Here is a 20,768-nt window from a genome sequence, read left to right as displayed (position 1 = left end):
GGATATATAGCTGACGGAGTATGTTCGAAGGCGTGTCAGTGACCTTCGACGTACTCGCCGAGCCCGCCAGGCGGCGCATCCTCGACCTGCTGCTCGAACGTCCCCGCCTGGTCGGGGAGCTCACCGAGCGGCTCGGCCTGACCCAGCCCGGCACTTCCAAGCACCTCAAGGTGCTGCGGGAGGCCGGGCTGGTCCGTGTGCGCAGGGACGCCCAGCGCCGGTGGTACGAACTGTGCCCCGAACCGCTCGCCGAGATCGACGCCTGGCTCGCGCCCTACCGGCGGTTGTGGTCGGAGAGCTTCGACGCGCTGGAACGGCACCTGGACGCGATGCCCGACCATTCAGAGGAGACACCGTGAACGCGACACTCGGCATGTTCGACGGGCGGCCGTCGCTGCGCATGGAGCGCAGACTGGCCCACCCTCCGGAGCGGGTCTGGCGGGCGGTCACCGAGCCCGACCGGCTCGGCCAGTGGTTCCCGTTCACGGTCGTCGAGATGGACCTGCGGGTGGGCGGAAAGATCATGTTCGACGGCGGCGGCATGACGATGGACGCCGAGATCACCGAGCTCGACCCGCCCCGCCTGTTCGCCTTCCTCCAGCACTCGCCGCGGGAGATGCCGCGCGAGGGCGACAACCTCCTGAGCTTCGAGCTGCTGCCGGAGGAGGGCGGCTGCCTGCTCGTCTTCACCCAGGTCTTCCACGACCGGCCGGCCGCGGCGAGCTACGCGTCCGGCTGGCAGGTCTGCCTCGACGCCATGGAGGCGATCGCCGGCGGACGGCCCGCGGAGTGGCCCGAGGGGAACTTCGCCCACCTCCATGAGGCGTACGTGGAGGCGTTCGGGCTGGCCGAGGGCGTGGCCGACCGACTGGCCGAGCAGCTGGGCGAGCAGGCGGGCGAGCAGGCGGGCGGCGAATGGCGGGTGCGCTTCGAGCGCCAGCTCACCCGGCCGGTCGAGGAGGTCTGGACGGCCGCCGGCGCGCCTGCCGCGACGCCTGGGGCCCCGGTGCCCTACGGCCTCGGCGAGGGGATCGTCACGGCCGTCGGGAAACCCGCTGCCGAGCTTCCCGCGTACGTGGAGTCCGGTGAGCAGGGCAGGCGCGTGCGCTGGGAACTGTCGCGGGGCACCGGGCACGGCGCCCGGCTGGTCGTCACCGAGACCGGCCTGCCCGACCCCGCGGGGCCTCTGCAGGCGTGGCGGGACAGGATAGAGACGCTGGCGCGGCGGCTGCTCGCCTGAGCCCGGCGGGCGGGGCCGTCACCCGTCGAGCATCTCCATGAGGCGGTGCAGGTAGGGGGGCACGTTGCGCAGCCGTACGGCGTCGCCCGCCCCGAAGGACGCCGGAGCCAGCAGAGCCCGCAGTCCCGCCAGGTCGATGAACCGCAGAGCGCCCGTGTCGACGGTGATCTCGCCGCGCTCGCTCCTCGCCTCGGCGAGCGCGGTCGCCAGGGCGGCGCTGTTCGAGACGTCGACCTCGCCATCGAGGATCACCGAGGAGTCCGCATCGGACCACCTGACGCTGAGGTAGGTGTCCGTGTAGAGAACGCCGCAGTGACCAGCGGCTGGATTCACGAGCCGCACCGGCACGGCGAACCGGTGTAAGACGCGATGTCCGCCCGTCTTGGGCGCATATTTTCGGAGCAGGACACGGTGAACGTCGTCACGGTCCCACCTCCTCGCTGGAAGTGGAAATACTCACTGAGCGTGGCCGTCCGACAGCGCATCTGTCAATGGTTAGCCCAGTTAATATTCAACGAAGATCAAAGAACTGGCGCTTTCAGCGTTTGCGGCCGACGCCGGCGACCGCCCAGACCGCGTCCTTCGGCGGTCGCAGCTCGTCGGGCTCCGGCCGCCATTCGGGCACCTGGACCAGGCCGGGCTCCACCATTTCCAGGTCGCCGAACAGCGGCAGGATTTCGGCCTGGGTGGGCAGCCGCAGGCGGCCGTCGTCCTTGACCGCCCATTCGTTGGCGAAAAGCAGGGCGAGCTTGTCCGTCACCTCCGGCCGGAGGTCGGAGATCGCGTGGCTGATGGCCATATAGCTGCCGGGCGCGATCGCCTCGCGCAGGCGCGCGGTGATGGCCATCGTGAGGTCGTCGTCGTTGATCGCCGCCAGGACCGCGACGAGCAGGACGCCCACGGGCTCGTCGAGGTCGACGAGCTCCCGCAGCCGTGGATGCGTGAGGATCGAGTCCGGGTCGCGTACGTCGCCGCGGATCACCACGACGCGCTCGTTGTCCTCCACCAGCGCCTGGCCGTGGTTGACCACGACGGGGTCTTTGTCCACGTAGACCACGCGCGCGTCGGGGGCGCACTCCCGTGCGATCTCGTGCACGTTGCCCTGGGTCGGCAGGCCGCAGCCGATGTCGATGAACTGGCGGATCCCGGCAGCGGCCAGGAACCGTACGGTCCTGCGCAGGAACTTGCGCCCCTCGCGGCACATCAGGGGAAGCTCTGGCGCGATCAGCAGCGCCGCCTCCGCGGCCTCGCGGTCCGCGGCGAAATTGTCCTTCCCGCCGAGCCAGTAGTCGTAGACCCGGGCCTCGTTCGGGACGGACGGGTCGAAACCCACAGGCTCGACCGGGGGGAAACCCGGCATGATCCTCCGTTCAGCCCTCATGACCGATATTACCGGTGCAAGACGGGCCTAAGTGAGGATTCGTGGCGCGTGTTGGGCCTACGGCGTGGGTGGTGTACGCGGCGGGGCCGGCCGTCGGGCCTTCCCAGCCGGCCTTCTCCGGCGGCCTTCTCGGTCGCAGGGATCAGCGGTAGCCGGCGGCGTCGGCCGTGAATCCGGCCCAGACGGCCTTGCCCACGGGGCGTAGCCGCGCCCAGCCCCACATGCGGCTGACCCCGGCGACGACCTGCAGGCCGCGCCCGGTCTCCGCGACGTAGTCGGGCTCGCGCAGCACCGGCGCGTCGGTGCTGGGGTCGGTGACCATGCACAGCAGCGCGCGGGACGAACGGAACATCAACAGGCGCACCGGCAGGGGATGGATGGCCTGGTGCCGCAGGCCGTGGCGCAGCGCGTTGGTGACCAGTTCGCAGACCGCGAGCGCGGCGTCGTCGGCGACGTCCTCCATGGACCAGGTCCGCAGCACCCCGGCGGTGAAGCGCCGCGCGGTGCGCGCGGCGAGACTCTCACGGTGGAACTCGTGCACGGCCACCTGGGGGACACCACACGGCTCTTCGCCGCAGGTCCAAGGCCAGCGCTTGCCATCCGGAAAGACCTGCTCAAGCGTGCCCAGCCAGGGATCCCGGGCAACGCTATCGGCTTCTGCGAGGGAAGCTCGGTCTGTCCGATAACCAGTCATTGAGAGCCTTATGAGGTTGATGTCGACCATGTGGCGGGATGACTCAGTAAGTCATACTGCTCCCATTGATGCTCCTGTGCAAGTACAGATGCACGTGCAAACGCACGAATGTCGTGGGTTGGGCTCGGATTCCGAAACGAGGTGCCCCGTGTCCGTGATCTACAACGGAATGCCCTCATCTCACCTGGGGCAGCAGGCCTGGCGCAAGAGCCGGCACAGCAATCCGAGCGGCAACTGCGTCGAGATCGCCGTGCTGCCCGACGGCCGGGTGGCCCTGCGCAACTCCCGGCACCCGGCGGGGCCGGCGCTGATCGTTCCTCTTCAGGACATGGCCGCATTCCTTCGCTCCGCCAAGGAGGGCGAATTCGACGACCTTCTTCTTGGTGAAGTGGAGAAATGATCTCGCCACTTGCGCGGGCCGACGTGGCGAGTATCGTGAACGTGGCGTAAACATCGGTGCACCTCAAAGGACCCCATATGACTGCGGCCCCTACCGAGGGTGTGCCTCACCCGCTCGACCTGACGGCACGGTCGCGCCGCAGCCCGACTGTCCTGCGCATTCTGCTCGGCACCCAACTGCGACGGCTCCGTGAGAGCAGGCACATCCGCCTGGAGGAGGCCGGTCACGCCATCCGCGCCTCCCACTCGAAGATCAGCCGGATGGAACTCGGGCGTGTCGGGTTCCGCCGCCGTGACGTCGCCGACCTCCTCACCCTGTACGGCGTCACCGACGAGAGTGAGCGGGAGGCGCTGCTCTCCCTCGTCGCCCAGGCCAACGCCCCCGGCTGGTGGCACAAGTACGACGACGTCCTGCCCTCCTGGTTCGAGGCGTACGTCGGCCTGGAGCAGGCCGCGAGCGCCATCCGCTGCTACGAGGTGCAGTTCGTGCCCGGGCTGCTGCAGGCCCCCGGGTACGCCGAAGCGGTCGTGCGACTCGGCCATCCCGACGCCTCGGACGAGGAGATCGAGCGCCGCGTCCGGCTGCGGATGGACCGTCAGGAGGTGCTGGTCCGCCCGGATTCGCCCGTTCTGTGGGCGGTGATCGACGAGGCCGTGCTGCGGCGTCCGGTGGGTGGGGCCGAGGTCATGCGGGCCCAGATCGAGCACCTGCTCGAGATGATCGCCCTGCCTCGTGTAACGCTCCAGATCATCCCGTTCAGCGCCGGCGGGCACGCGGCCGCCGGAGGGCCGTTCAGCATCCTGCGCTTCGCGGGGGTCGGGTTGCCTGACGTCGTCTATCTCGAACAGCTCACCAGCGCCATCTACCTGGAAAAGCGAGAGGACATCGACCGCTATCTCGCAGTCATGGAACGCCTGTGCATCCAGGCCAAACCTGCGTCGGAGACCAAGCGGATGCTGCGGCAGCTCATGACGGAGCTGTGACGATGCGCTAGCGTCACGTGCGCGACCTCCGCTGCCGCACGCCGCAGAGACTGTGGCGCAAGCCGTACCGGAAAATACGTGTCAGGTGCGCGTGGGCGGTAAATGGAGTACTACCACACCGTGGGGCAAGCAGGAGGGCGGTGAGAACCTTGGCGGGCAGCCTGCTCAGCCTGGAGTTCGACCGAAGTTCGGTCACCAGGGTGCGGCATCTCGTCATGGTGTCGGCGCAGGAGGCCGGGCTCGAGGGCGTGGTCCTGGAGGACTTCGTGCTCGCGGTGCACGAGGCGGTCACCAACGCCGTCCGGTATGGCTCCCCGCCGCGGGGAATCGCCATGTGGCGTGAGGCCGGAGTGCTGGTGGCTGAGATCACCGACAAAGGTCCCGGCATTCCCGACGAGGCGCTGGATCGCGAGGAGACGGCGACGCGGTTCGACTTCGGGGGACGTGGACTGTGGCTCATGAACCGCCTGGCCGACCTCGTCGTGCGTACGGGGGCCGAGGGAACGACGATCCGCCTCTGCGTGACCCTTCCCTGATCGACATCTGACTTCCGCTGAGAGCGGAGCGCGGACCGTCTGACCGAAACCAGCCTTCCCCATCTCCCCGAACACCGCCTGCGGGCATGGTTAGCGCCACTGTGAGCTGGGCACTTCTGATCTCGCCGCCCTGCCGCCAGGGTCGGACGGCAGGCCAGGCGGGCGAGCCGTAATCATGATTTTGATTCACCGAAATTTCGGGCAATCCGGGTTGGGCGCCGAAGCCTTGCTAGGCTGCAGGGAACCGTAGAACCGGGCGTTGTCTCACCCGGCAGGTGAGACCGTCGAGAAGTGGGGTCACACCGTGAAGAAGCTGCTTGTTCTCGCTCTGGTCGCCGTCGGCGGACTTCTGGTCTGGCGTAAGGTGCAGGCCGACCGCGCCGAGCTCGATCTGTGGACCGAGGCCACCGGCAGCGAGAACTGACCACCAGGGATGGTGCTTGATCGTGGCAAGGGTACGGGAATGAGCCCCGTGAAGCTGGCCTGTCTTGATTTGGCCGGGACCACGATCGGTGACATCGACATGGTGGAACGGGCGTTCGCCGAGGCGATCGCCACGCAGGGCATCGTCCCCGGGACCAGCGCCTATGCCCGTGCCATGGTGCATGTGCACAGGTCCCGGGGATGTCCCAAAATCGAGGTCTTCCGGGGCATCTTCCCCGGCAACGAGGCCCAGGCGCAGGCCGCGAACCTGACCTTCGAGCGCTCCTACGAGGGAGCCATCGAACGGACCGGGCTCGTGCCGCTGCCGGGGACCGTCGAGGCCGTCGCGAAGCTGCGTGACGCGGGCCTGAAGATCGCCCTGATCACCGGATTCAGCCGTGCGACCCTGGGACGGGTGCTGAGCACCCTCGCCTGGGTCGACATGCTGGATCTTGCGCTGTGTCCCGAGGACGCCGGACGTGGCCGTCCTTACCCGGACATGGTGCTCACCGCCGTCCTGCGTTCCGGCATCGACGACGTGAGACAGGTCGCGGTGGCGGGTGACTCCGAGAGCGACATGCTGAGCGGCCGGCGCGCGGGCGCCTCGATCGTCGCCGGAGTGCTCACCGGCGTCCACAGCAAGGACCGTCTGCTCGGCGGCGGCGCCACTCACATCATCGAGTCCATCGCCGACTTCCCCGGGCTCGTCCTCGGCAACGGGGTCGGCGCGTCGCCGGTGGCCACCTCGGCCTCCTGATCGCCGGCTCGTTTTCTGCGGTCTTCCCCGGTGCGGAGGGCCACGTGAGCGGCACGGCGCGGTATCGAGTGGCGCTCAGGTGCGGGCTGTTGCTACGGTGTACGCACCGGCGGCCTGTGGATCTGCGTGTTTGCGCAGTTCGCACCCGCTAAGGGGCCTTAGCTCAGCTGGCAGAGCGCCTGCTTTGCAAGCAGGAAGTCAGGGGTTCGAATCCCCTAGGCTCCACCTCGAAAAACACCGCCTCCCTGATCTTGGGAAGCGGTGTCCGGGCCATTAGCGGGCCATTAGCTCCCAGCACTGCTCTCCTTCTTGCCGTTGGCCGTCTGCCGTTCGGCCTCCACCCGAGCGCTCAGCGCGTCCGCGATTCTCTGGTCGGCGTCGCGCGTGGCGTGCTGGTAGATGAGCGCGGCCCGGTCGCTGTCGTGGCCCATCCGCGCCTTGAGGTCGGCGAGGCTCGCGCCCGACTGCGCGGCGAGCGTGTTCCCGGTGTGCCGAAGGTCGTGGAAGTGCAGTTCCTTGACGCCCATCTCCTTGAGCGCTTCCGCCCACTTGGCCTCCCGCCGGAAGTTGCCCCCGCGCAGGTAACCGCTCCGCTTGCCGAGAAAGACGAACGCCTCGTCGGCCGGGTCGACGAACTCGGCCAGGTGCTCGCTCAGCGCCGGGACGATTGCCGAGGGGATGCTGACGGTGCGCTTGCCGGCCCGCGACTTGGGGGGCGCAAGCACCATGTCTCCGCCGTCCAGTTCGATGAGCTGTTCCCGTACGCGCACTGTCCGCGCCTTGAGGTCGATGTCCGACCGCCGTAGCGCGATGACCTCACCCCATCGCAGGCTGGCGAACGTGGTCAGCAGGATCAACGCGCGGAAGCGCCGGTCGGCCATCTTGTCGGCCAGCTCGAAGACCTGGGCGACGGTGAGAATGGGCCGCTCCGGCGTCTGCTCGTTGTCCGCGCCCTTGATCCGGCACGGGTTCCGGCTGAGCAGCTTGTCCTCTTCGACGGCCGTCATCAGCACGGCCCGCAGCAGGCGGTATGCCTTGGCCGCGGTGGACACCGAGACGCCGTTGTCGATGAGCTTCGCTCGCCACGACCGGATCATCTGCGTCGTCAGCTTGCCCACGGCCACACCGCCGAGGCTGGGGACGATGTGCCGGTCCAGTAGCCAGGTATACAGCTCGACCGTCTTGGGCCGCAGGCCAGGACGCTCCTTGATCCACGTCCGCGCGTAGTCGCCGAGCAGGACTTTCCCGCGATCGGGGTCCGTCCACTCCCCTGAAATCATCTGCGCTTCGATCAGGGTGAGCGCGCGATCCGCCTCGGTTCGTGTGGCGTAGGTGGTGGGGCCGCTATGCATCCGCCCATCAGGGCCGGGATAACGAATCTGGTAGCGGCCGGACTCTCGCTTGCGGATATTGCCGAAACGCCGGTGACCGTCTCTGTTCGCCATCAGGCCGCCCGTCCTTTCGGGGCCCTCACAGGCTCGACGAGCCCGGCCGCGATGAACGCTTCGAGTGCGGCTTCGGGAATGCGAACGCCCCGGCCGACGCGGACGAAGAAGATACGGCGTTCGGCGATCAGCCGACGAGGAAAGCGAACGGAGGTGTTCAGCCGTTCGGCCGCCTCTTCGACACGGAGCAGGCGACCTTGGGCCTCTGGCGGGAGTGGCGTGGTCGGCGAAATCGGTTTCGTCATGCTGCCCTCCCTTCAGTTGCCGAAAGAACTCGTCCGTCTGCCTCGGCATCGAGCCGGTCGAGGTGATTGCGCCAGCGCTGGCGTTCGTGGACCGAGCGGAGCAGCCGGACGCCGATAGGGGCCAACTCGGGATCACCGGGCTTGACCGGTCGCCAGATGTAGCGGTGGGGGTCAACCGGCTCGTCTTGGACGCCGAGGGCTTCCAGGACCCAGGTGCGGCGGTCCTGCTTGTGCTCGGTCAGGGTCTTGTTGGACCACTTGCGTGAGACCAGGACGCGGCGGCCCGCGTAGCCGAGGTGGTCGGGCTTGTGCGCCTTGCCCTTGCATCGGCCGGGAGCCATACCGGGCTTGGCGCCCTTGGGCTGCACGCCGTAGCGGAGCCAGTTCGGGCAGGTCGGTGAGCACGGTTCGAATCGCAGGGCGTCGAGGAGCCGTTCGGCGTGCGCCTTCCGGCGGGGGTCGTCGGTGCCGAGGGCGTCGCCAAGGCTCTTGGTCAGATACTTCGAGAGGTACTGGATGAGCTGGTCGGCGTCCGGGGTTCCGGCGAGCACGCTCTGAATGTCGAGCTGGTCGCCGAAGCGGAGCACATGCAGGGGTTCGGCGTCCTCGTCGGCGTCGAGCTTGTCGAGGGCCTGTTCCCAGGTGGGTAGGACTTCCCCGGTGGTGGGGTCGAGGTAGCCGGCCCCGTCCTCCCATACCGGCAGGTGGTCACCCTCGAAACGGATCGTGTCCGTCGAGGGCCACCACACTTGGTGGTAGGTGGCGGCGATGATCTGCCGCAGTTCCGCACGGGGCAGGGTGCCGCGGATCGCCATGTGCAGATGCGGCGCGAGCCGCTTCTGAGGCTCGACGGTGGCGAAGTACTGCACGTCATATCCGGCGACCCGGCGGAGGTTCTGCACGAAGCGGTCCACGAGCTTGGAGAAGTGCAGCGCATCGCGGGCCGCCCGCGCGTAGTCGTACCGGCCAGGGTCCAACGGCGCACCCTCCAGCACCCGCCCATAGGACGGCAGGGTCAGCGTGACGAACATCGACGGCCGGTAGACCTTGCCGTCCGAGCCGGTGAAGGTCCGCCCGAGCGTGGTCTTGGTCATCTGCCGCTTGGGCAGGTCCGGGGCGTCCTGCCGCCGCTTCGTCGAGCGCGAGCGCTTGCCGGAGGTTCGGCCGAGGACGTTGCCGCGCATCCCGGCGGCGTTGATCTCCTCGTCCAGGTCCTCGATTGCGGCGTCGAGGTCGGTGGTGTCGCCGCCGGCCTTCTCGACCTCGTCCCGCCAGGCTTGGGCGTCGGCCCGCAGCTCCACGAGGTGACGCTGATACTCATCGGCGTTGTCGGGCAGGTTGACGGGTTCATGGTCGAGGTGCCAGCCCTCCCGGCACTGCGCCCGCCGCAACTGGCGGTTCCGCTTGGCGCACGGCGGGCACTTGCTCTCCAACGTGGCCCCGCAGGGGACGTCGATGACCTCAACCTGACCGGTGAGGATGTCCTGCCGCCGCAGCGGAACTGGGCGGATGCACACCCCGTACTGCTTGGCGATCTCTTCGACCACGTCCCGCGCGAGCGGTTGGGCCATGCGGGTGGCCCGAGGTGTGGACCGGTCGGTGAGCCGGGAGGGGGAAGCGGGGGAGGTCGGCTGGTCTCCCCCGGCCTGATGGGCGTCGGTGAGGTCGATCAACTGTCCTCCTCTGCGGTCTCGGGGATGGTGAGGGCGGTCTGGCCGCATTCGTGGCACTCGACCAGGCCGCGGATGGGGTCGAGCCACAGGACGTTGAGCGCTCCGCAGATGGAGCAGCGCAGCCCGTCGAGGAAGTGCGCCAGGCCGTTCATGCGGCCTCGCTTCGACCGCCGTACTCGGCGACCATCGCGCGTATGTCGGCGTCGGAGACGTACGCGGCCCGGACCCGGATCGGATCGGGGGAGGTCTCCAGCCGGACGTATCCGACGCCCGCGCCCAGCTCTGGAATAGGTGAGATGTGATCGGCCAGTGCGCCCCGGTCGCGTGCGCCGTCGCCGAGGACCATGTCCACCTGTTCCGACTCGTCGAGCCGAAGTGCGATCTTGTCGGGGAACAGGTTGCGGATGCTCATGACCTCCTTGCGTGGGTCCTGGAGTGCGGCCATGACGCCGACGCCGACCGCCCGGCCCTGCGTGGTGAGCGTGGCCAGGGCCGAAGTGATCCGCTGACGGAGTTGCTTGTCGGACTGGTAAGCGGTCAGGAAGGCGACCTCATCGACGAGGACCAGGACGAACGGGTCATCGATGGTCGGCCTGTGCGAGCGCTGGAGGCCGGCGAACCGGTCGGCCCGCTCCTGCATCACGCACACGGCCTCATCGAGCAGGTCGGCGCACTCTTTCGGGTCGGCCGCGTACCGGGACCCGAAGAGGGGACGGCCGAAGGACAGCTCCATCCGCTTGGGATCGAGTGCCCAGACCTGTACCAGTCCGGCCCGCATGGCGGGGAGCAGGCCGCGGATGGTCGACCACAGCCACGAGCCCTTACCGGCTCCGGTCGCACCGGCGATCAGGACGTGCGTGCCGTGGACCTTGAGCCGGTACGGCGTTCCGTCTTCACACCGGCCGATCTCCACCGGCCCAACCTCCGCTGACTCGGGAACTGGGACGGCGGGCAGGGGTTCGGTGAGCGGGTCGCGCCGGGGGAAGGTCAGTAGGAGCCGTCCGGCCTTGGCGACGGCGATGCGGCAGGAGGGGGAGCCGAAGCCGTGGGCGAGGTGGTCGGTGCGGTCGGCCCAGTCCTTGACGGCCTGCCCGGACAGCATGCGCACGGTGACGCGGTCGGCCCAGCCGTCGCACTCGACCCGAAGCAGGCGGGGCAGGTAGTCGCGGCCCTGGAGGTGACGGCCGAGCCCGGACACGATCATCACCGGTTGCCAGTGTCGCCGGTAGATCCAGAACCGGCGCCAGAAGGCCAGCAGCCGCCAGCCTATGAATCGCACGAACGATGCCCTGTCGGCCAGCACCCAGCCGAGCAACAGCGAGACGGGGATAGTGACGGCGGCGACCGCCGTGGGCCAGCCGTACCGGACCCAGATCACACCGGGCACGGCGAACAGCGCGACCGCGATGGGGTGGACGAGGAGGGCCCGGACGAGCCCGGCGACCAGGCGGCCGAGGAAGACCAGAATGGTCAGGATCGCCGGGGTCTGGACGACGGCCGGTTTGAACACGACCGCCGTGTCTGGAGTGGTGGACACGAGGTTGCGGACCTCGCCACCGGGAAGGCGCTTGAGCATAAGCTGAACTCCTCTCTTGTGATGCGCAGTCAGGGAGAGAACTGAGGGGCCGCCGGAAGTTGCCGCTTCCAGCGGCCCCGCTTGCGTGTCAGGCCGCCGAGTCGCAGGCCTGGGCGTGTTCGGCGTGCAGGCGTTCGCAGTCGGCCAGGTACCGGGCGGCGGCGTTGAAGATCTGCCGCGCGATGTCGAGGTCTTGCGCGGTGACCGGTCCGGCCCCGATGGTCGAGACCGTCACGTCCGCCTCGTCGGACTCCAGGACCAGGTACGGCCGCCCGGACTCCAGCACCCGAGCACGCGCCCGAGTGATCGAGGCGTAGAACGAGATGCCGATGCGAGGCCGCTGGCCGGGGTCGATCGACATCGACACGTGGGTGTAGGGACCGTGTGCCATCAGGCCCCCCCGGCCGTTGGCCAGGCCGTGAAACCGCCGCTCGACCGACCGGGCGAACGAGGCCGCCTCACGGGCGAGCTGCCGGGCGAACTCCACATCGGCCGGACTGACCTGGTCACTGTCCGAAGTGGACAGCAGCACCGAGGTCGAGCCGAAGTCCAGCGCCAGCACCGGCGTCCGCGCCGGGTACGGCATGGTCTTGGCCGAGGCCCCGCACCCGGTGTTGAGGCTGATCACGGCCGAAGGCCGCACCGTCCGCCGCCCCATCACGCCGCGTCCTTCGCAGCGTTGGCGGTCTTGCCGGCCGCCGAGCGGGGAGCCCGCATCACCCGAGCCGAGATCGAGTAGGCCAGCCGCCCCGTCGCCTGATGCACGTACGGCTTGACCTCCAGCCCGTCGAACTCGGCCGGCGCGAGTGGCACGCCCGGCAGCGACGGCGGGACGACCGGCTGCACCTCCGACAGGATCTTCACGGTCACCGTCTTCTGCGCGGCCTTGAGCGAGGGATCGGCGTCCATCACCGGAACCTGCCACACCGGAAGACCGGTCACCTTGTCCTTGGCCTGGGTGTCCCGCTTGGCGTCGAAGTCCTTCGCCGCGCTCACCTCGCCCACGACGTAGCAGCCGTGCGGGAACAGCAGCTCGAAGCTGATCGGGATGGGTCCTTGCAGTGCCATCGTTCACCACCTCCTTGTCCACCCCCCTAGACGGCGACGGCCGATCCGTCACGAGAACTGTCTAGGGGGCTATGCGACAGCAGGTAGCGCGGAGTGAGGCGAACTGTCTAGGGGGGTCGACGGGTTTATTCAGACGACGGGGCAGAGCGAGGCATGATTTGAGTTACGGGTCGGAACAAAGGCTTAAATCGGACTTTCCTTATCTCGGGCCTTCTTGCCGCGAGACGGTATGACTTCACAATCCTGTGTCAAGCGGGCAATACGCCCAAAGTCTGTATGTCGCAGACAGCAGTGCCCGTTACCATGACCCAGATGCCCATCAACACTCATACATGAGGCACCTGCACCTTAAGGAGAGTTATGGCAGGCCCGAACACGACTCACTGGAAGCTCGACCCTCACACCAAGGCCAAGCATGAGATCCTGCGCCATTACCTCGGCGGATGGTTTCCAGTTCTTTCCGCATATAACGGGCGTGTCGTATTTCTTGATGGGTTTGCCGGCCCCGGACGCTACGAGAATGGCGAGCCGGGCTCGCCTATTATTGCGCTAACCACCCTGCTGGATCATTCGTACTTCCCTCGCATGAGGGCAGAATTTCTCTTTGTATTTTGCGAGCCAGAGCCTAATAGATTTGCGAGCCTGAAGTCCGAGGTTACTGCTCTTCAAAATTCTCGCAGTCCCTGGCCTCGCCATGTGAAGGTCATACTTCTAGATAAGCCTTTCCAGGAAGCCGCCTCGGACATCGTGGAGGATCTGAAAAGACAGAAACGGCAGCTAGCCCCTACCTTTGCTTTCGTGGACCCTTTCGGTTTCTCCGGCCTCCCCCTCAATTTACTGCGCGATCTCCTTGCTTCGCCGCGTTGCGAACTCTTCGTCAACTACATGGTTGATTCGGTGAACCGATTCGCTGGAGCCGGGAACGTGGATCGCCATCTCACGGAGCTATTCGGAACCGACCAATACAAGGAAGCGGCAACGCTTGCAGGGCGACCTCGCCAACAATTTCTTCACGACCTTTACGAGAATCAACTTAAGGCTGTATGCGGCTTCCCTTATGTGCAGTCGTTCGGCATGATAAATAAGTCGGGCCATATCGGATACTATCTCTTCTATGGCACCCGAGACATCAAGGGCCTGGAGTTGATGAAAGAGGCGATGTGGAAGTTGGATCCGGGAGGTGATTATAGGTTTTCGGATCGGCTAGTTGGGCAAGATATCCTCTTCATAGAGGACAGGCTCGACGTTGCCCCACTACAGCAGGCGCTACTGGAACAGTTCTCGGGTAAGACGGTTCCAATTCAGGAACTGGAGAACTTCACTACCATTCGAACCCCATACAAGAAAACCCACCTTCGAAGGCCTGTGCTGGCACCTCTGGAGAAAGCAGGGATGATAAAAGTGCAGCGACCCGGCAAACACGGGTTTCCAACGGGTACGATGATCACATTCACTGCAGGGTGAAGGCGATAGTTCAAACGCCTACTAATACCGGTGATCCCGCAATGGCAGGCATTTCATCCCAGGTGCGTCCGTCTAGCAGTCGCCCCTGTGCCTTGGGGGTCCTGCCACCCCATTGCTTGAAAAAGAATGGGACTCCGGCGCTGATACACTGGTCGCGCACGTCCCTAACCCAAGCTATGTCGACCGGCCGGAAACCAGGCCCGCTCTCTCCGCCAACTATCACCCAAGATATGCCGGAAAGATTTAAGTCGCCTAAGTTGCCAAGCAAGGGTTCGCATGAGAGGAATCGAACTGCGGCCGGAACCTCTCGTAGTTCGTCAATTCGATCCTTAGAGTCAGTGTCTTCGACGCTGACTCCCATCCAGACGTTAGCCGGCCAAGGCAGGCGATGAGCCATGCGTCGCAGACGCCGTGCACGCTTAGTGAGCACTTGATAAGTGTGCTGCGGCGTTTCCTCCATAGTGCGGAAAACGCGGTGTACGAAGTCATAGGGGACCTGAGCGTGAAATAAATCGCTCATTGAGTTAACGAAGACGGTGCGAGGTTTCCGCCACCGTCTTGGCAGGTCTAATAAATCTTCATGGAGCGTTACGCCGAAGCCTGGCCCTGACGTCCGGGGATCTCCATCGCGCTGATATCTGGGCTGTCCCATAGCCTTCAATCGCTTCGCGAGTGCGAGAGCGTAGCAGTTATCACAGCCCCGAGAGAAACGGTCACAACCTGTAGAGGGGTTCCACGTAGCTTCGGTCCACTCGATATGGCTACGGTCACCCATCGCTTGCCCCTCTACCTCTTCGAGTCCTGGATCACATCAATCGACCCTTGTCGGCGATCATAACTCAGATCGAACCTATTTTCGATACTTCGCGGGTAAGTTGTGGTAACCGTACCGCCACTGGCGGTGCAAGATCAGCGAAACGCTCAGGCCCGATGTGATCAGGCCAAGACGTAGGCTGCCGTAGCGTCGTCGTGGGCCTTGCTGCGGGGCCAGCGTTTGCCGTGCGGATCAGATTGCTCTGTCTCGCGCACTCGGCGGATTAGTTCGGTCGGCCCGTTTTGTTCCAGGTCGGTGAGGAGCTGGCGCCAACTGGTGAGGTGGTAGCGGTTGACGGCGTCTGCTGCGCCGTCGGTGAGTAGGGCTGCGGCGCGGATCTGGTCGGTGGGGATGGTGCCGGTGAGGGCTTGGTCGGCGGCGAGGGGGTCGGTGGAGGCGACCCAGAAGCCGTCGTCGCGGTTGCGGTATTGGCCGAGGGTTTCGACGTACTCGCGGCGGGCTTCGGCGTGTTCGGGTGTGCCGCCGGGGAGGCTGTCGAGTCGGGTGCGGTGGGGTGCGGCGACCTGTTCTAGCCGGTCGTCGCAGATCACCATCGGCTCGGGCGTACCGGTATCGAGGATGAGGGTGGAGTCGCCGAGGACGAGCCAGTCGAGGTGGTCGGAGACCTGGCGGAGCATGATGACGGTGGCGGAGGGGGAGCCGCCGTGGGTCAGGTCGCAGGTGAAGTCGTGCAGTGAGGTGACGTGCTTGATGCCCTGGGCGAGGAGTTCGGGCAGGGGGCCGGCGCTTTGGGTCATCTCGGCGAGCAACGTGGAGCCGAGGGTATGGGAATACCACCGCACGCTGTGCGAGCCGGCCGAGGTGAGACCTGGGGGGATGCTGGCGCCGTCGAGGAGGACGACGGCGTTGGCGGTTGCGCCGATGAAGTCTTCGTTGGGCCGGTCGGGGTAGGCGGGTTCGCTGGCGAAGGCGACGCGCATCAGGTGTCCTCGTGCCGGTAGAGCGGGCTGGCCAGTTCCGCTCGCACTGGTTCCCCGGTGTGCGGGTCGTATTCGACGCCGACCACGCAGGAGAAGCGGTGGTCGCCGACCTGCCCCCACAACGTGGCGATCTCATTGGCGAGTAGGTGGATGACGCCGAGGGAGCCGTTGGGGTGGATACCGGCGATGGCCAGGAACGAGCCCTTCCCGTCCGGGCGGGGCAGCCGACCGAGGAAGGCCGAGTCGGTCGGCTGCTGAGGGTCGAGCTGGGAGCCGGACCGGTACTCGCGGCCGGTGCGCGTGTCGAGGAGCTTCCAGCCGGTGTCGTCGCGGTCCCAGTGGATGACCGGGTCGGCGTCGTACGCGGCACGCATGGCATCGGACATGCGGGGGCCGCAGATGACGAGCAGGCCGGGCCGGTTGAGGTCGATCTGCCCGTCGACGGTGACGTTGTCCGTGGCGACGCTCAGGCCGAAGGTCCGGGCGAGGTCTTCCAGGCGCTTGCCGGTGCGCATGTCGTCCAGGGCGACCATGGAGCGGCCGGTCGCGGCGTCGTGCCGCAGCGGAGTCACCACGGTAACGGTCCCGACGCCGAGGAACGCACCCTCGGGGGCGGGGCCGGTGTGACGGATCTGGTGGATACGCCCGCGGGACAGACCGGCCTTCTCGGCGATCTGCGCATACGACATGCCCTGGGCGTGGAGTTCTTGGATGACGCGGCGGCGCAGGCGAGCCAGTTCGGTGACCTCTTGCTGGGCGGCGTTGAGTCGTTCGGTGGCGACCCGGAGCAGCAGGTAGGGATCGTCGATCGCGGCGATTTTGTCCAGGTCGCTCGGTGGCACGGTTCCTCCTCGGTGGTGCGCACCCGAGTCTAGGCCCCTAGACGAAATACCGTCTATCCCTCTTGACAGTACGGTTTTGGCGGGTTTGCCCGTCCTTGGATCCACGGCCCGGATCGCCGAGCGCCGGTTGGGGACACCGCGCGGGCTCACCGCGCCATTCCCGTCAACAGGGCCGCCCAGACCTCGCGCGCCTGGCCGAGGGGCCAGCGATGGGTCTCGCGGATCTCAGGTGCGTCCTCGTTCTGGAGCGTGCGCCGGATGAACCCCTGTCCGCCCGCCTGGCACAGCTCATAGACCATGGCCAGGCAGTCGCAGGTCCAGGCGAGCACGCGAACCCGGGCTCCGTCCGAGGGCTTAAACCATTCCAGCTTCGTGCACCCGGGTCGCCGGCGATTGGGGACGTGCGGGCTTATGCAGCTCATGACCGGGGCGTCGCCTGTGCGGCGGCTGCGATGGGGTCGACCTTGAGCAGCGCCCAGACGGTACGGCCGGCCTGGTTGCCGTACACGCCCCAGTTGTCGGCCAGGTTGGCGACCAGCAGCAGGCCGCGGCCCCCCTCGTCATCGGCAGGCCGGACGAGCCGAGGGACGCCGGGGCCGCCTTCGTCGGTGACGCCGAGCCATACCTGATCGCGTTCGGCCTGGATGCTTACGATGAACCGGCCGCCGAACCGGGCTGAGGCGGTGTGCCGGACCGCATTGGTCGCCAGCTCGCTCACGATGAGCTCGGCCGACTCGACGACCGGCCAGGTACCGAGGGCTGCGGTGATGAAGCGGCGGGCTTCGGTGACCGAGGCGGGACGGCCGAGGAAGTGCCGGGACAGGCGCCATGGGGGCATGGGACACGCTCCGTCGTATAGGGGGCTAGACATGCCTTCGACTGGAGCGTATGACCATCACCGCAAGCATCTCAAGGAATACGACGCATAAATGCGTCAGTCATCGAGCTGCTTCGCCAGCTCCCGGAAGTCCGCCACGATCTCGCCCAGCAGCGCCCGCAGCTCCTCCCCGTACACGGCCGCGCCCGCGAACGCCTCGAACGCCTCTTCATGAGCCCCGACCTCGCCCGCCTCGGTCAGCGTCAGATCACCGGTCAGGCTCTCCACCACGCTCACGGACCCGTCGAAGATGGTGAACCCGTGCAGCGGGAAGGCCGGCGCCTCCACCTTCCACGGGACAACACCGAGCCGAACATGGGGCAGCGTCGAGACCTGAGCCAACCGGTCGAGTTGGGCCAGCATTAATGACGGCGACCCCGGCCACGTACGAACCGCACCCTCGGTCAATACGAAGGCGAACCGCCGGCTCTCCTCGAACAGCACTGCTTGCGCATCGATCCGTACAGCCGCCGCCTTGGCCGCATCGTCCTCATCCACATCGCGGCCGATCGCCACCGCCAACCGCGCATACTCCGCCGTCTGCAACAGCGCCGGAATCATCGCCGAAGAGAAGACCGCCATCCACTTCGACGAGCGAACCCGCGCCGCGTTCGCCGCCTCCCTGCCAGCAAGCCCACCTTTTAGCCGCGATACCTCGTCACGCAGCCGCACGAGCAGCGCGTCCAACTCAGAGCGAGCGGCGTAATCGAGCTGGAGAGCAGCCGACACCCGCTCAACCGTCTCCGGCGTCGGTAGTAGTCGCCCCGTCTCCATCCGCGAAATCGTCGGCTGCGCCACCCCGGCCCGCTGAGCCAACTCTCTGCCGGTCAGCCCCGCATCCTTGCGAAGCCGCCGCAGCAGCTCACCCAACTCCCGCAACCGATCCCGCCGACCGTCCATAGGAAGGTTTCTACCATGTTGGATATACGGGAGGCCCTCGAACCGAGACGGCTTGAGACGGTGCCGGAAATCACGTTTCAAGGGTTATAGGTGTCTCATAAGCGGCCTGTCTGACGCAACAAGAAACTGATCAAGGCGAGAAGACGAGTAAACAGATAATCGACTGATGCGCTGACAGGGGCGGGAAGCTGTTCGGACCCATGTTCGTGATGTCTGATGGCGAAATTGTTACCGATTTTGGTCAGTGTCTTGCACTCTTCGGTGAGCTGTTCGCGAAGTGCAGTACTGCTAGTTGCTGCTTCTATCAACTGCTGAATTGATGCACTTTTTTGAGTGCGGTCACCTAGCTCCAGAGTTTTAAGTCGCTCGAAAGCATCCCACAACTTCTCGACAGCATCTACTCGATCAGGGACGACCCTGGACTGATACCGAGTTATGGCATCAAGCAACTTCTCGTCTAATATGCTATCGCCAGTTGAAGGTTTAAATCCGTTGACTAGGGGCCGAACCTCTAGCGGGCTAAGCCGCTGAACTTGCATGCTCTGGCCGATTGTGAAAGCAATTCCATTCCTTGAGAAGAGTAGCTCGATATCCCTGCGAAACGTTTCTCTACCAGCTTCGATGCTTTCTTGGCCATCAAACCATATGTGCTCGTGTCCGAAGAACCCATGGAAGCTCCGACTGCTCGGAGTGGCAATTCTCTGGGCAATGAAATCTATTACGTCTAATGCAATTCGCGTTGATGGCAGGTTATCCGAATCGAGCCGCATCCTGGGGTAGCCAGAATTGTAGCAATAACTTTCGAGCTGAGGGATGAGCGCTAGAAGAGTTGCATAGAACGCATCTTCGTCGGTTCCTATAGCCACAGAGGAACCGTCCGGGCAAGTACGATCCGGGAACTCCAAGGCGAGCGATCCATCTTTTACTCGCCGATGTACTAGGGATACGAGTCCTCGCCACACGTTCGCCGTGATCTCCTCGAGGGTTCGAGGGCGCGGACCGAAGGTTCGGTCAGAGTAGAAGTGCTCCGTCATGAGCTAAGGATCTCGCACACCCGCTCCCGTCGCCAGAAGATATCAGGACAGGGCTTGTGCCTACTTGACAAGCATCCTGAGTTCTAGTCCGTCTAGCTAGGCGTTGGCCTGAGCAACGGGCTCTGCCGAAATGAGCTTATAAGGATCAAGGGCGGCGCTCCGCGCCGCCTCGCGGCCCTACACCCGCTCGGCGGCCGGGCGTGCGGCCTGGAGGCCGGTCCCGGCCGCCGGCGACTCGGACCGCCCTTCGCAAGATTCAATAACGTAGGCACAACTCTTCGCATAGAGCGGCGGTTCAGATCCAAGAAGCATGAACTAACCTATTCTGCTAGTTGTCCTGCACTTCGCTCAAGAGGCCAAAAGACCAGCCGGTAATAGCAGAGAGTTGACCACGCCAATACATGCCATTTGCAGGAAACGGGCCCTGGCCAGGTGAATATACTTTTGCATCCTTGAGATGAATGTAGGTCGTCTCGTCTGTCTCCAGTATAGCCGTTTGGTAGCGCTCGGGTAGATTGTCAAGTATCTCCCGAGTCGCGTCTATCTCATCGCGCCTAGAAACGAACTGATCGCGAAGATTTTCGAAAAGGATCTCCCATCCTTGTGCTTCGCGGCGGACGTTCTCTCCAAGCTTGAACCGTGCCTCGCGATGGGCCTCTTGAACCGCTTGCGACCAAAGCCAGTTAGGAATAACTTCGCCGCTAATTACAAGGCCTCCGACTGTAAGGACCACGCCGGGGCCTGCATCGGCAGGGTCCTTCAGGCTATTAACGATATCTACCAGAGCCGCGAGTGCGGGATCCGATTTTTTATCCTGCAAGGTAACCACTTTTCGTCTAGACGGGGTGAGCGGTCCGCTCTATATCGCCGCGAGGAGTTTCTTAGGAGATTCGCACTCTTGCTCCATGCTTGCCGAGAGTACGCGCCACTTGCCGTTTCGCCTGCACGAGAAGCTGTTGTTTCTCTCTTTTTTGCGCACGATTGATCGCTGAGAGAAAAATGGCCGCAGATTCTGGCTCATTTATCTTTGCGAGGGTAACGAAGTGCCCCTTGAGCACTTCGGCTGGGCTGGGTACCGCTGGAACCCCTGTGGGCAACTTCGCGCCGGGCCCAACTCTGGAAAGTGCATTCGTGTCGATTGTGCTGAGGATGTGGAGCAGTGCTTCAGAGTAATCGCTGGGGCTTCGAGAGGGAGTAGCATGCGACGCTACGGATTTGTTGGCTTGCTCTTCAGTTAGTCGTTCTAGAATCCATTCCCGCATCAATTGCGTCACGCCCACGTTGCGCTCGTCCGCAATCTTTCGAATGGCATTCATGGTCTCGCGGCTCAGGCGAACTGAACGCGAAACCATTGCGCGAGATGTAGGTTCAATCTCTACATCTTCGCCTTCTAGCTCTGTCGTGTCAGCCGTGTCGTAAAATTCCGCAAGTTGCTCCATGCTGCTTTCTGCGGAGCCCTCGTTAGTTTCTTTCAT

The 20,768-nt window shown here is 65.2% G+C and carries 27 protein-coding genes and 1 tRNA gene; 9 read left to right on the top strand and 19 right to left on the bottom strand.

Translation table 11 applies throughout. The features are described from left to right. The first annotated feature begins 38 nt into the window (after positions 1-38). Both QSK36_RS37665 and QSK36_RS37660 read left to right on the top strand, forming a co-directional pair. Complete coding sequence (locus QSK36_RS37665) at positions 39-359, top strand: ArsR/SmtB family transcription factor (protein ID WP_396779683.1); 321 nt, start codon at positions 39-41, stop codon at positions 357-359. Then, entirely contained in the window at positions 356-1,240 is an 885-nt protein-coding gene (locus tag QSK36_RS37660; RefSeq protein WP_285785673.1) for an SRPBCC family protein, read from the top strand. Before QSK36_RS37665 ends, QSK36_RS37660 begins: the two co-directional genes overlap by 4 nt. 18 nt (positions 1,241-1,258) lie before the next feature. On the opposite strand, the gene QSK36_RS37655 is transcribed toward QSK36_RS37660, so the two are convergent. The 3 genes from QSK36_RS37655 to QSK36_RS37645 form a co-directional block, all read right to left on the bottom strand. After that, positions 1,259-1,573 carry an STAS domain-containing protein gene (locus tag QSK36_RS37655; RefSeq protein ID WP_285785672.1) on the bottom strand — a complete coding sequence of 105 codons (315 nt, stop codon included), beginning with the start codon at positions 1,571-1,573 and terminating at the stop codon, positions 1,259-1,261. Between the two features lie 205 nt (positions 1,574-1,778). Continuing rightward, entirely contained in the window at positions 1,779-2,600 is an 822-nt protein-coding gene (locus QSK36_RS37650; protein ID WP_183538100.1) for an SAM-dependent methyltransferase, read from the bottom strand. 163 nt (positions 2,601-2,763) lie between these two features. After that, a complete protein-coding gene (locus QSK36_RS37645) occupies positions 2,764-3,168 on the bottom strand; it encodes an ATP-binding protein (RefSeq protein ID WP_183538097.1) in 405 nt (134 codons plus the stop codon). Between the two features lie 295 nt (positions 3,169-3,463). Here QSK36_RS37645 and QSK36_RS37640 point away from each other — a divergent pair, with 295 nt between their 5' ends. The 6 genes from QSK36_RS37640 (at position 3,464) to QSK36_RS37615 (ending at position 6,639) form a co-directional block, all read left to right on the top strand. Then, positions 3,464-3,715 carry a DUF397 domain-containing protein gene (locus QSK36_RS37640; RefSeq protein WP_285785671.1) on the top strand — a complete coding sequence of 84 codons (252 nt, stop codon included), beginning with the start codon at positions 3,464-3,466 and terminating at the stop codon, positions 3,713-3,715. Between the two features lie 77 nt (positions 3,716-3,792). After that, the gene (locus QSK36_RS37635; protein WP_183538095.1) at positions 3,793-4,698 is read left to right on the top strand and encodes a Sco1979 family transcriptional regulator; all 906 of its coding nucleotides are present in this window, start codon (positions 3,793-3,795) and stop codon (positions 4,696-4,698) included. A 140-nt stretch (positions 4,699-4,838) separates the two neighbouring features. Further along, the gene (locus QSK36_RS37630) at positions 4,839-5,234 is read left to right on the top strand and encodes an ATP-binding protein (protein WP_052400103.1); all 396 of its coding nucleotides are present in this window, start codon (positions 4,839-4,841) and stop codon (positions 5,232-5,234) included. Positions 5,235-5,538: 304 nt separating this feature from the next. Further along, positions 5,539-5,658, top strand: coding sequence for a DLW-39 family protein (locus QSK36_RS37625; RefSeq protein WP_208802288.1), 120 nt, complete (start codon positions 5,539-5,541; stop codon positions 5,656-5,658). Positions 5,659-5,697: 39 nt separating this feature from the next. Then, on the top strand, positions 5,698-6,414 hold the full coding sequence (locus tag QSK36_RS37620) for an HAD family hydrolase (protein ID WP_183538091.1): 717 nt from the start codon (positions 5,698-5,700) through the stop codon (positions 6,412-6,414). 152 nt (positions 6,415-6,566) lie between these two features. After that, positions 6,567-6,639: transfer RNA gene (locus tag QSK36_RS37615), tRNA-Ala, on the top strand. 59 nt (positions 6,640-6,698) lie between these two features. Here QSK36_RS37615 and QSK36_RS37610 read toward each other — a convergent pair. The 7 genes from QSK36_RS37610 to QSK36_RS37580 form a co-directional block, all read right to left on the bottom strand. Continuing rightward, on the bottom strand, positions 6,699-7,859 hold the full coding sequence (locus tag QSK36_RS37610) for a tyrosine-type recombinase/integrase (protein WP_285785670.1): 1,161 nt from the start codon (positions 7,857-7,859) through the stop codon (positions 6,699-6,701). Beyond that, the gene (locus QSK36_RS37605; RefSeq protein WP_138459729.1) at positions 7,859-8,104 is read right to left on the bottom strand and encodes a helix-turn-helix domain-containing protein; all 246 of its coding nucleotides are present in this window, start codon (positions 8,102-8,104) and stop codon (positions 7,859-7,861) included. The genes QSK36_RS37610 and QSK36_RS37605 overlap by 1 nt, the downstream gene beginning before the upstream one ends. Further along, the gene (locus tag QSK36_RS37600) at positions 8,101-9,675 is read right to left on the bottom strand and encodes a replication initiator (RefSeq protein WP_285785680.1); all 1,575 of its coding nucleotides are present in this window, start codon (positions 9,673-9,675) and stop codon (positions 8,101-8,103) included. Before QSK36_RS37600 ends, QSK36_RS37605 begins: the two co-directional genes overlap by 4 nt. A gap of 98 nt (positions 9,676-9,773) precedes the next feature. Next, positions 9,774-9,929 carry a hypothetical protein gene (locus QSK36_RS37595; RefSeq protein WP_204061072.1) on the bottom strand — a complete coding sequence of 52 codons (156 nt, stop codon included), beginning with the start codon at positions 9,927-9,929 and terminating at the stop codon, positions 9,774-9,776. Then, positions 9,926-11,353 (bottom strand): FtsK/SpoIIIE domain-containing protein, encoded by a 1,428-nt coding sequence (locus QSK36_RS37590; RefSeq protein ID WP_285785669.1) that lies wholly within the window; start codon positions 11,351-11,353, stop codon positions 9,926-9,928. The genes QSK36_RS37595 and QSK36_RS37590 overlap by 4 nt, the downstream gene beginning before the upstream one ends. Positions 11,354-11,441: 88 nt before the next feature. Continuing rightward, positions 11,442-12,014: a hypothetical protein gene (locus tag QSK36_RS37585; RefSeq protein ID WP_285785668.1), complete on the bottom strand. Its 573-nt coding sequence runs from the start codon at positions 12,012-12,014 to the stop codon at positions 11,442-11,444. Further along, positions 12,011-12,421: a plasmid replication, integration and excision activator gene (locus tag QSK36_RS37580; protein WP_285785667.1), complete on the bottom strand. Its 411-nt coding sequence runs from the start codon at positions 12,419-12,421 to the stop codon at positions 12,011-12,013. The genes QSK36_RS37585 and QSK36_RS37580 overlap by 4 nt, the downstream gene beginning before the upstream one ends. Positions 12,422-12,781: 360 nt before the next feature. On the opposite strand from QSK36_RS37580, the gene QSK36_RS37575 reads away from it, so the two are divergent. Continuing rightward, entirely contained in the window at positions 12,782-13,885 is a 1,104-nt protein-coding gene (locus tag QSK36_RS37575; RefSeq protein WP_285785666.1) for a three-Cys-motif partner protein TcmP, read from the top strand. Positions 13,886-13,895: 10 nt separating this feature from the next. On the opposite strand, the gene QSK36_RS43635 is transcribed toward QSK36_RS37575, so the two are convergent. The 9 genes from QSK36_RS43635 to QSK36_RS37535 all read right to left on the bottom strand — a co-directional run bounded on the left by QSK36_RS43635 (position 13,896) and on the right by QSK36_RS37535 (position 20,768). Then, positions 13,896-14,660, bottom strand: coding sequence for a DUF5131 family protein (locus QSK36_RS43635; RefSeq protein ID WP_352241608.1), 765 nt, complete (start codon positions 14,658-14,660; stop codon positions 13,896-13,898). Between the two features lie 161 nt (positions 14,661-14,821). After that, on the bottom strand, positions 14,822-15,640 hold the full coding sequence (locus QSK36_RS37570; protein WP_285785665.1) for an NUDIX hydrolase: 819 nt from the start codon (positions 15,638-15,640) through the stop codon (positions 14,822-14,824). Next, positions 15,640-16,482 carry a sigma factor-like helix-turn-helix DNA-binding protein gene (locus QSK36_RS37565; RefSeq protein WP_285785664.1) on the bottom strand — a complete coding sequence of 281 codons (843 nt, stop codon included), beginning with the start codon at positions 16,480-16,482 and terminating at the stop codon, positions 15,640-15,642. The genes QSK36_RS37570 and QSK36_RS37565 overlap by 1 nt, the downstream gene beginning before the upstream one ends. 146 nt (positions 16,483-16,628) lie before the next feature. Then, positions 16,629-16,811, bottom strand: coding sequence for a hypothetical protein (locus tag QSK36_RS37560; protein WP_285785663.1), 183 nt, complete (start codon positions 16,809-16,811; stop codon positions 16,629-16,631). A gap of 89 nt (positions 16,812-16,900) precedes the next feature. After that, positions 16,901-17,320, bottom strand: coding sequence for an ATP-binding protein (locus tag QSK36_RS37555; protein ID WP_285785662.1), 420 nt, complete (start codon positions 17,318-17,320; stop codon positions 16,901-16,903). A gap of 96 nt (positions 17,321-17,416) precedes the next feature. Continuing rightward, positions 17,417-18,259: a helix-turn-helix domain-containing protein gene (locus QSK36_RS37550; protein WP_285785661.1), complete on the bottom strand. Its 843-nt coding sequence runs from the start codon at positions 18,257-18,259 to the stop codon at positions 17,417-17,419. 95 nt (positions 18,260-18,354) lie between these two features. After that, a complete protein-coding gene (locus tag QSK36_RS37545; protein WP_285785660.1) occupies positions 18,355-19,125 on the bottom strand; it encodes a hypothetical protein in 771 nt (256 codons plus the stop codon). Positions 19,126-19,621: 496 nt separating this feature from the next. Continuing rightward, complete coding sequence (locus QSK36_RS37540; protein ID WP_285785659.1) at positions 19,622-20,122, bottom strand: GvpU-like protein; 501 nt, start codon at positions 20,120-20,122, stop codon at positions 19,622-19,624. A gap of 52 nt (positions 20,123-20,174) precedes the next feature. Continuing rightward, complete coding sequence (locus tag QSK36_RS37535) at positions 20,175-20,768, bottom strand: CopG family antitoxin (RefSeq protein WP_285785658.1); 594 nt, start codon at positions 20,766-20,768, stop codon at positions 20,175-20,177.

This window comes from Microbispora sp. NBRC 16548, assembly GCF_030268985.1.
Lineage (GTDB): Bacteria > Actinomycetota > Actinomycetes > Streptosporangiales > Streptosporangiaceae > Microbispora > Microbispora catharanthi.
This window is presented reverse-complemented; position numbering and strand designations above follow the sequence as displayed.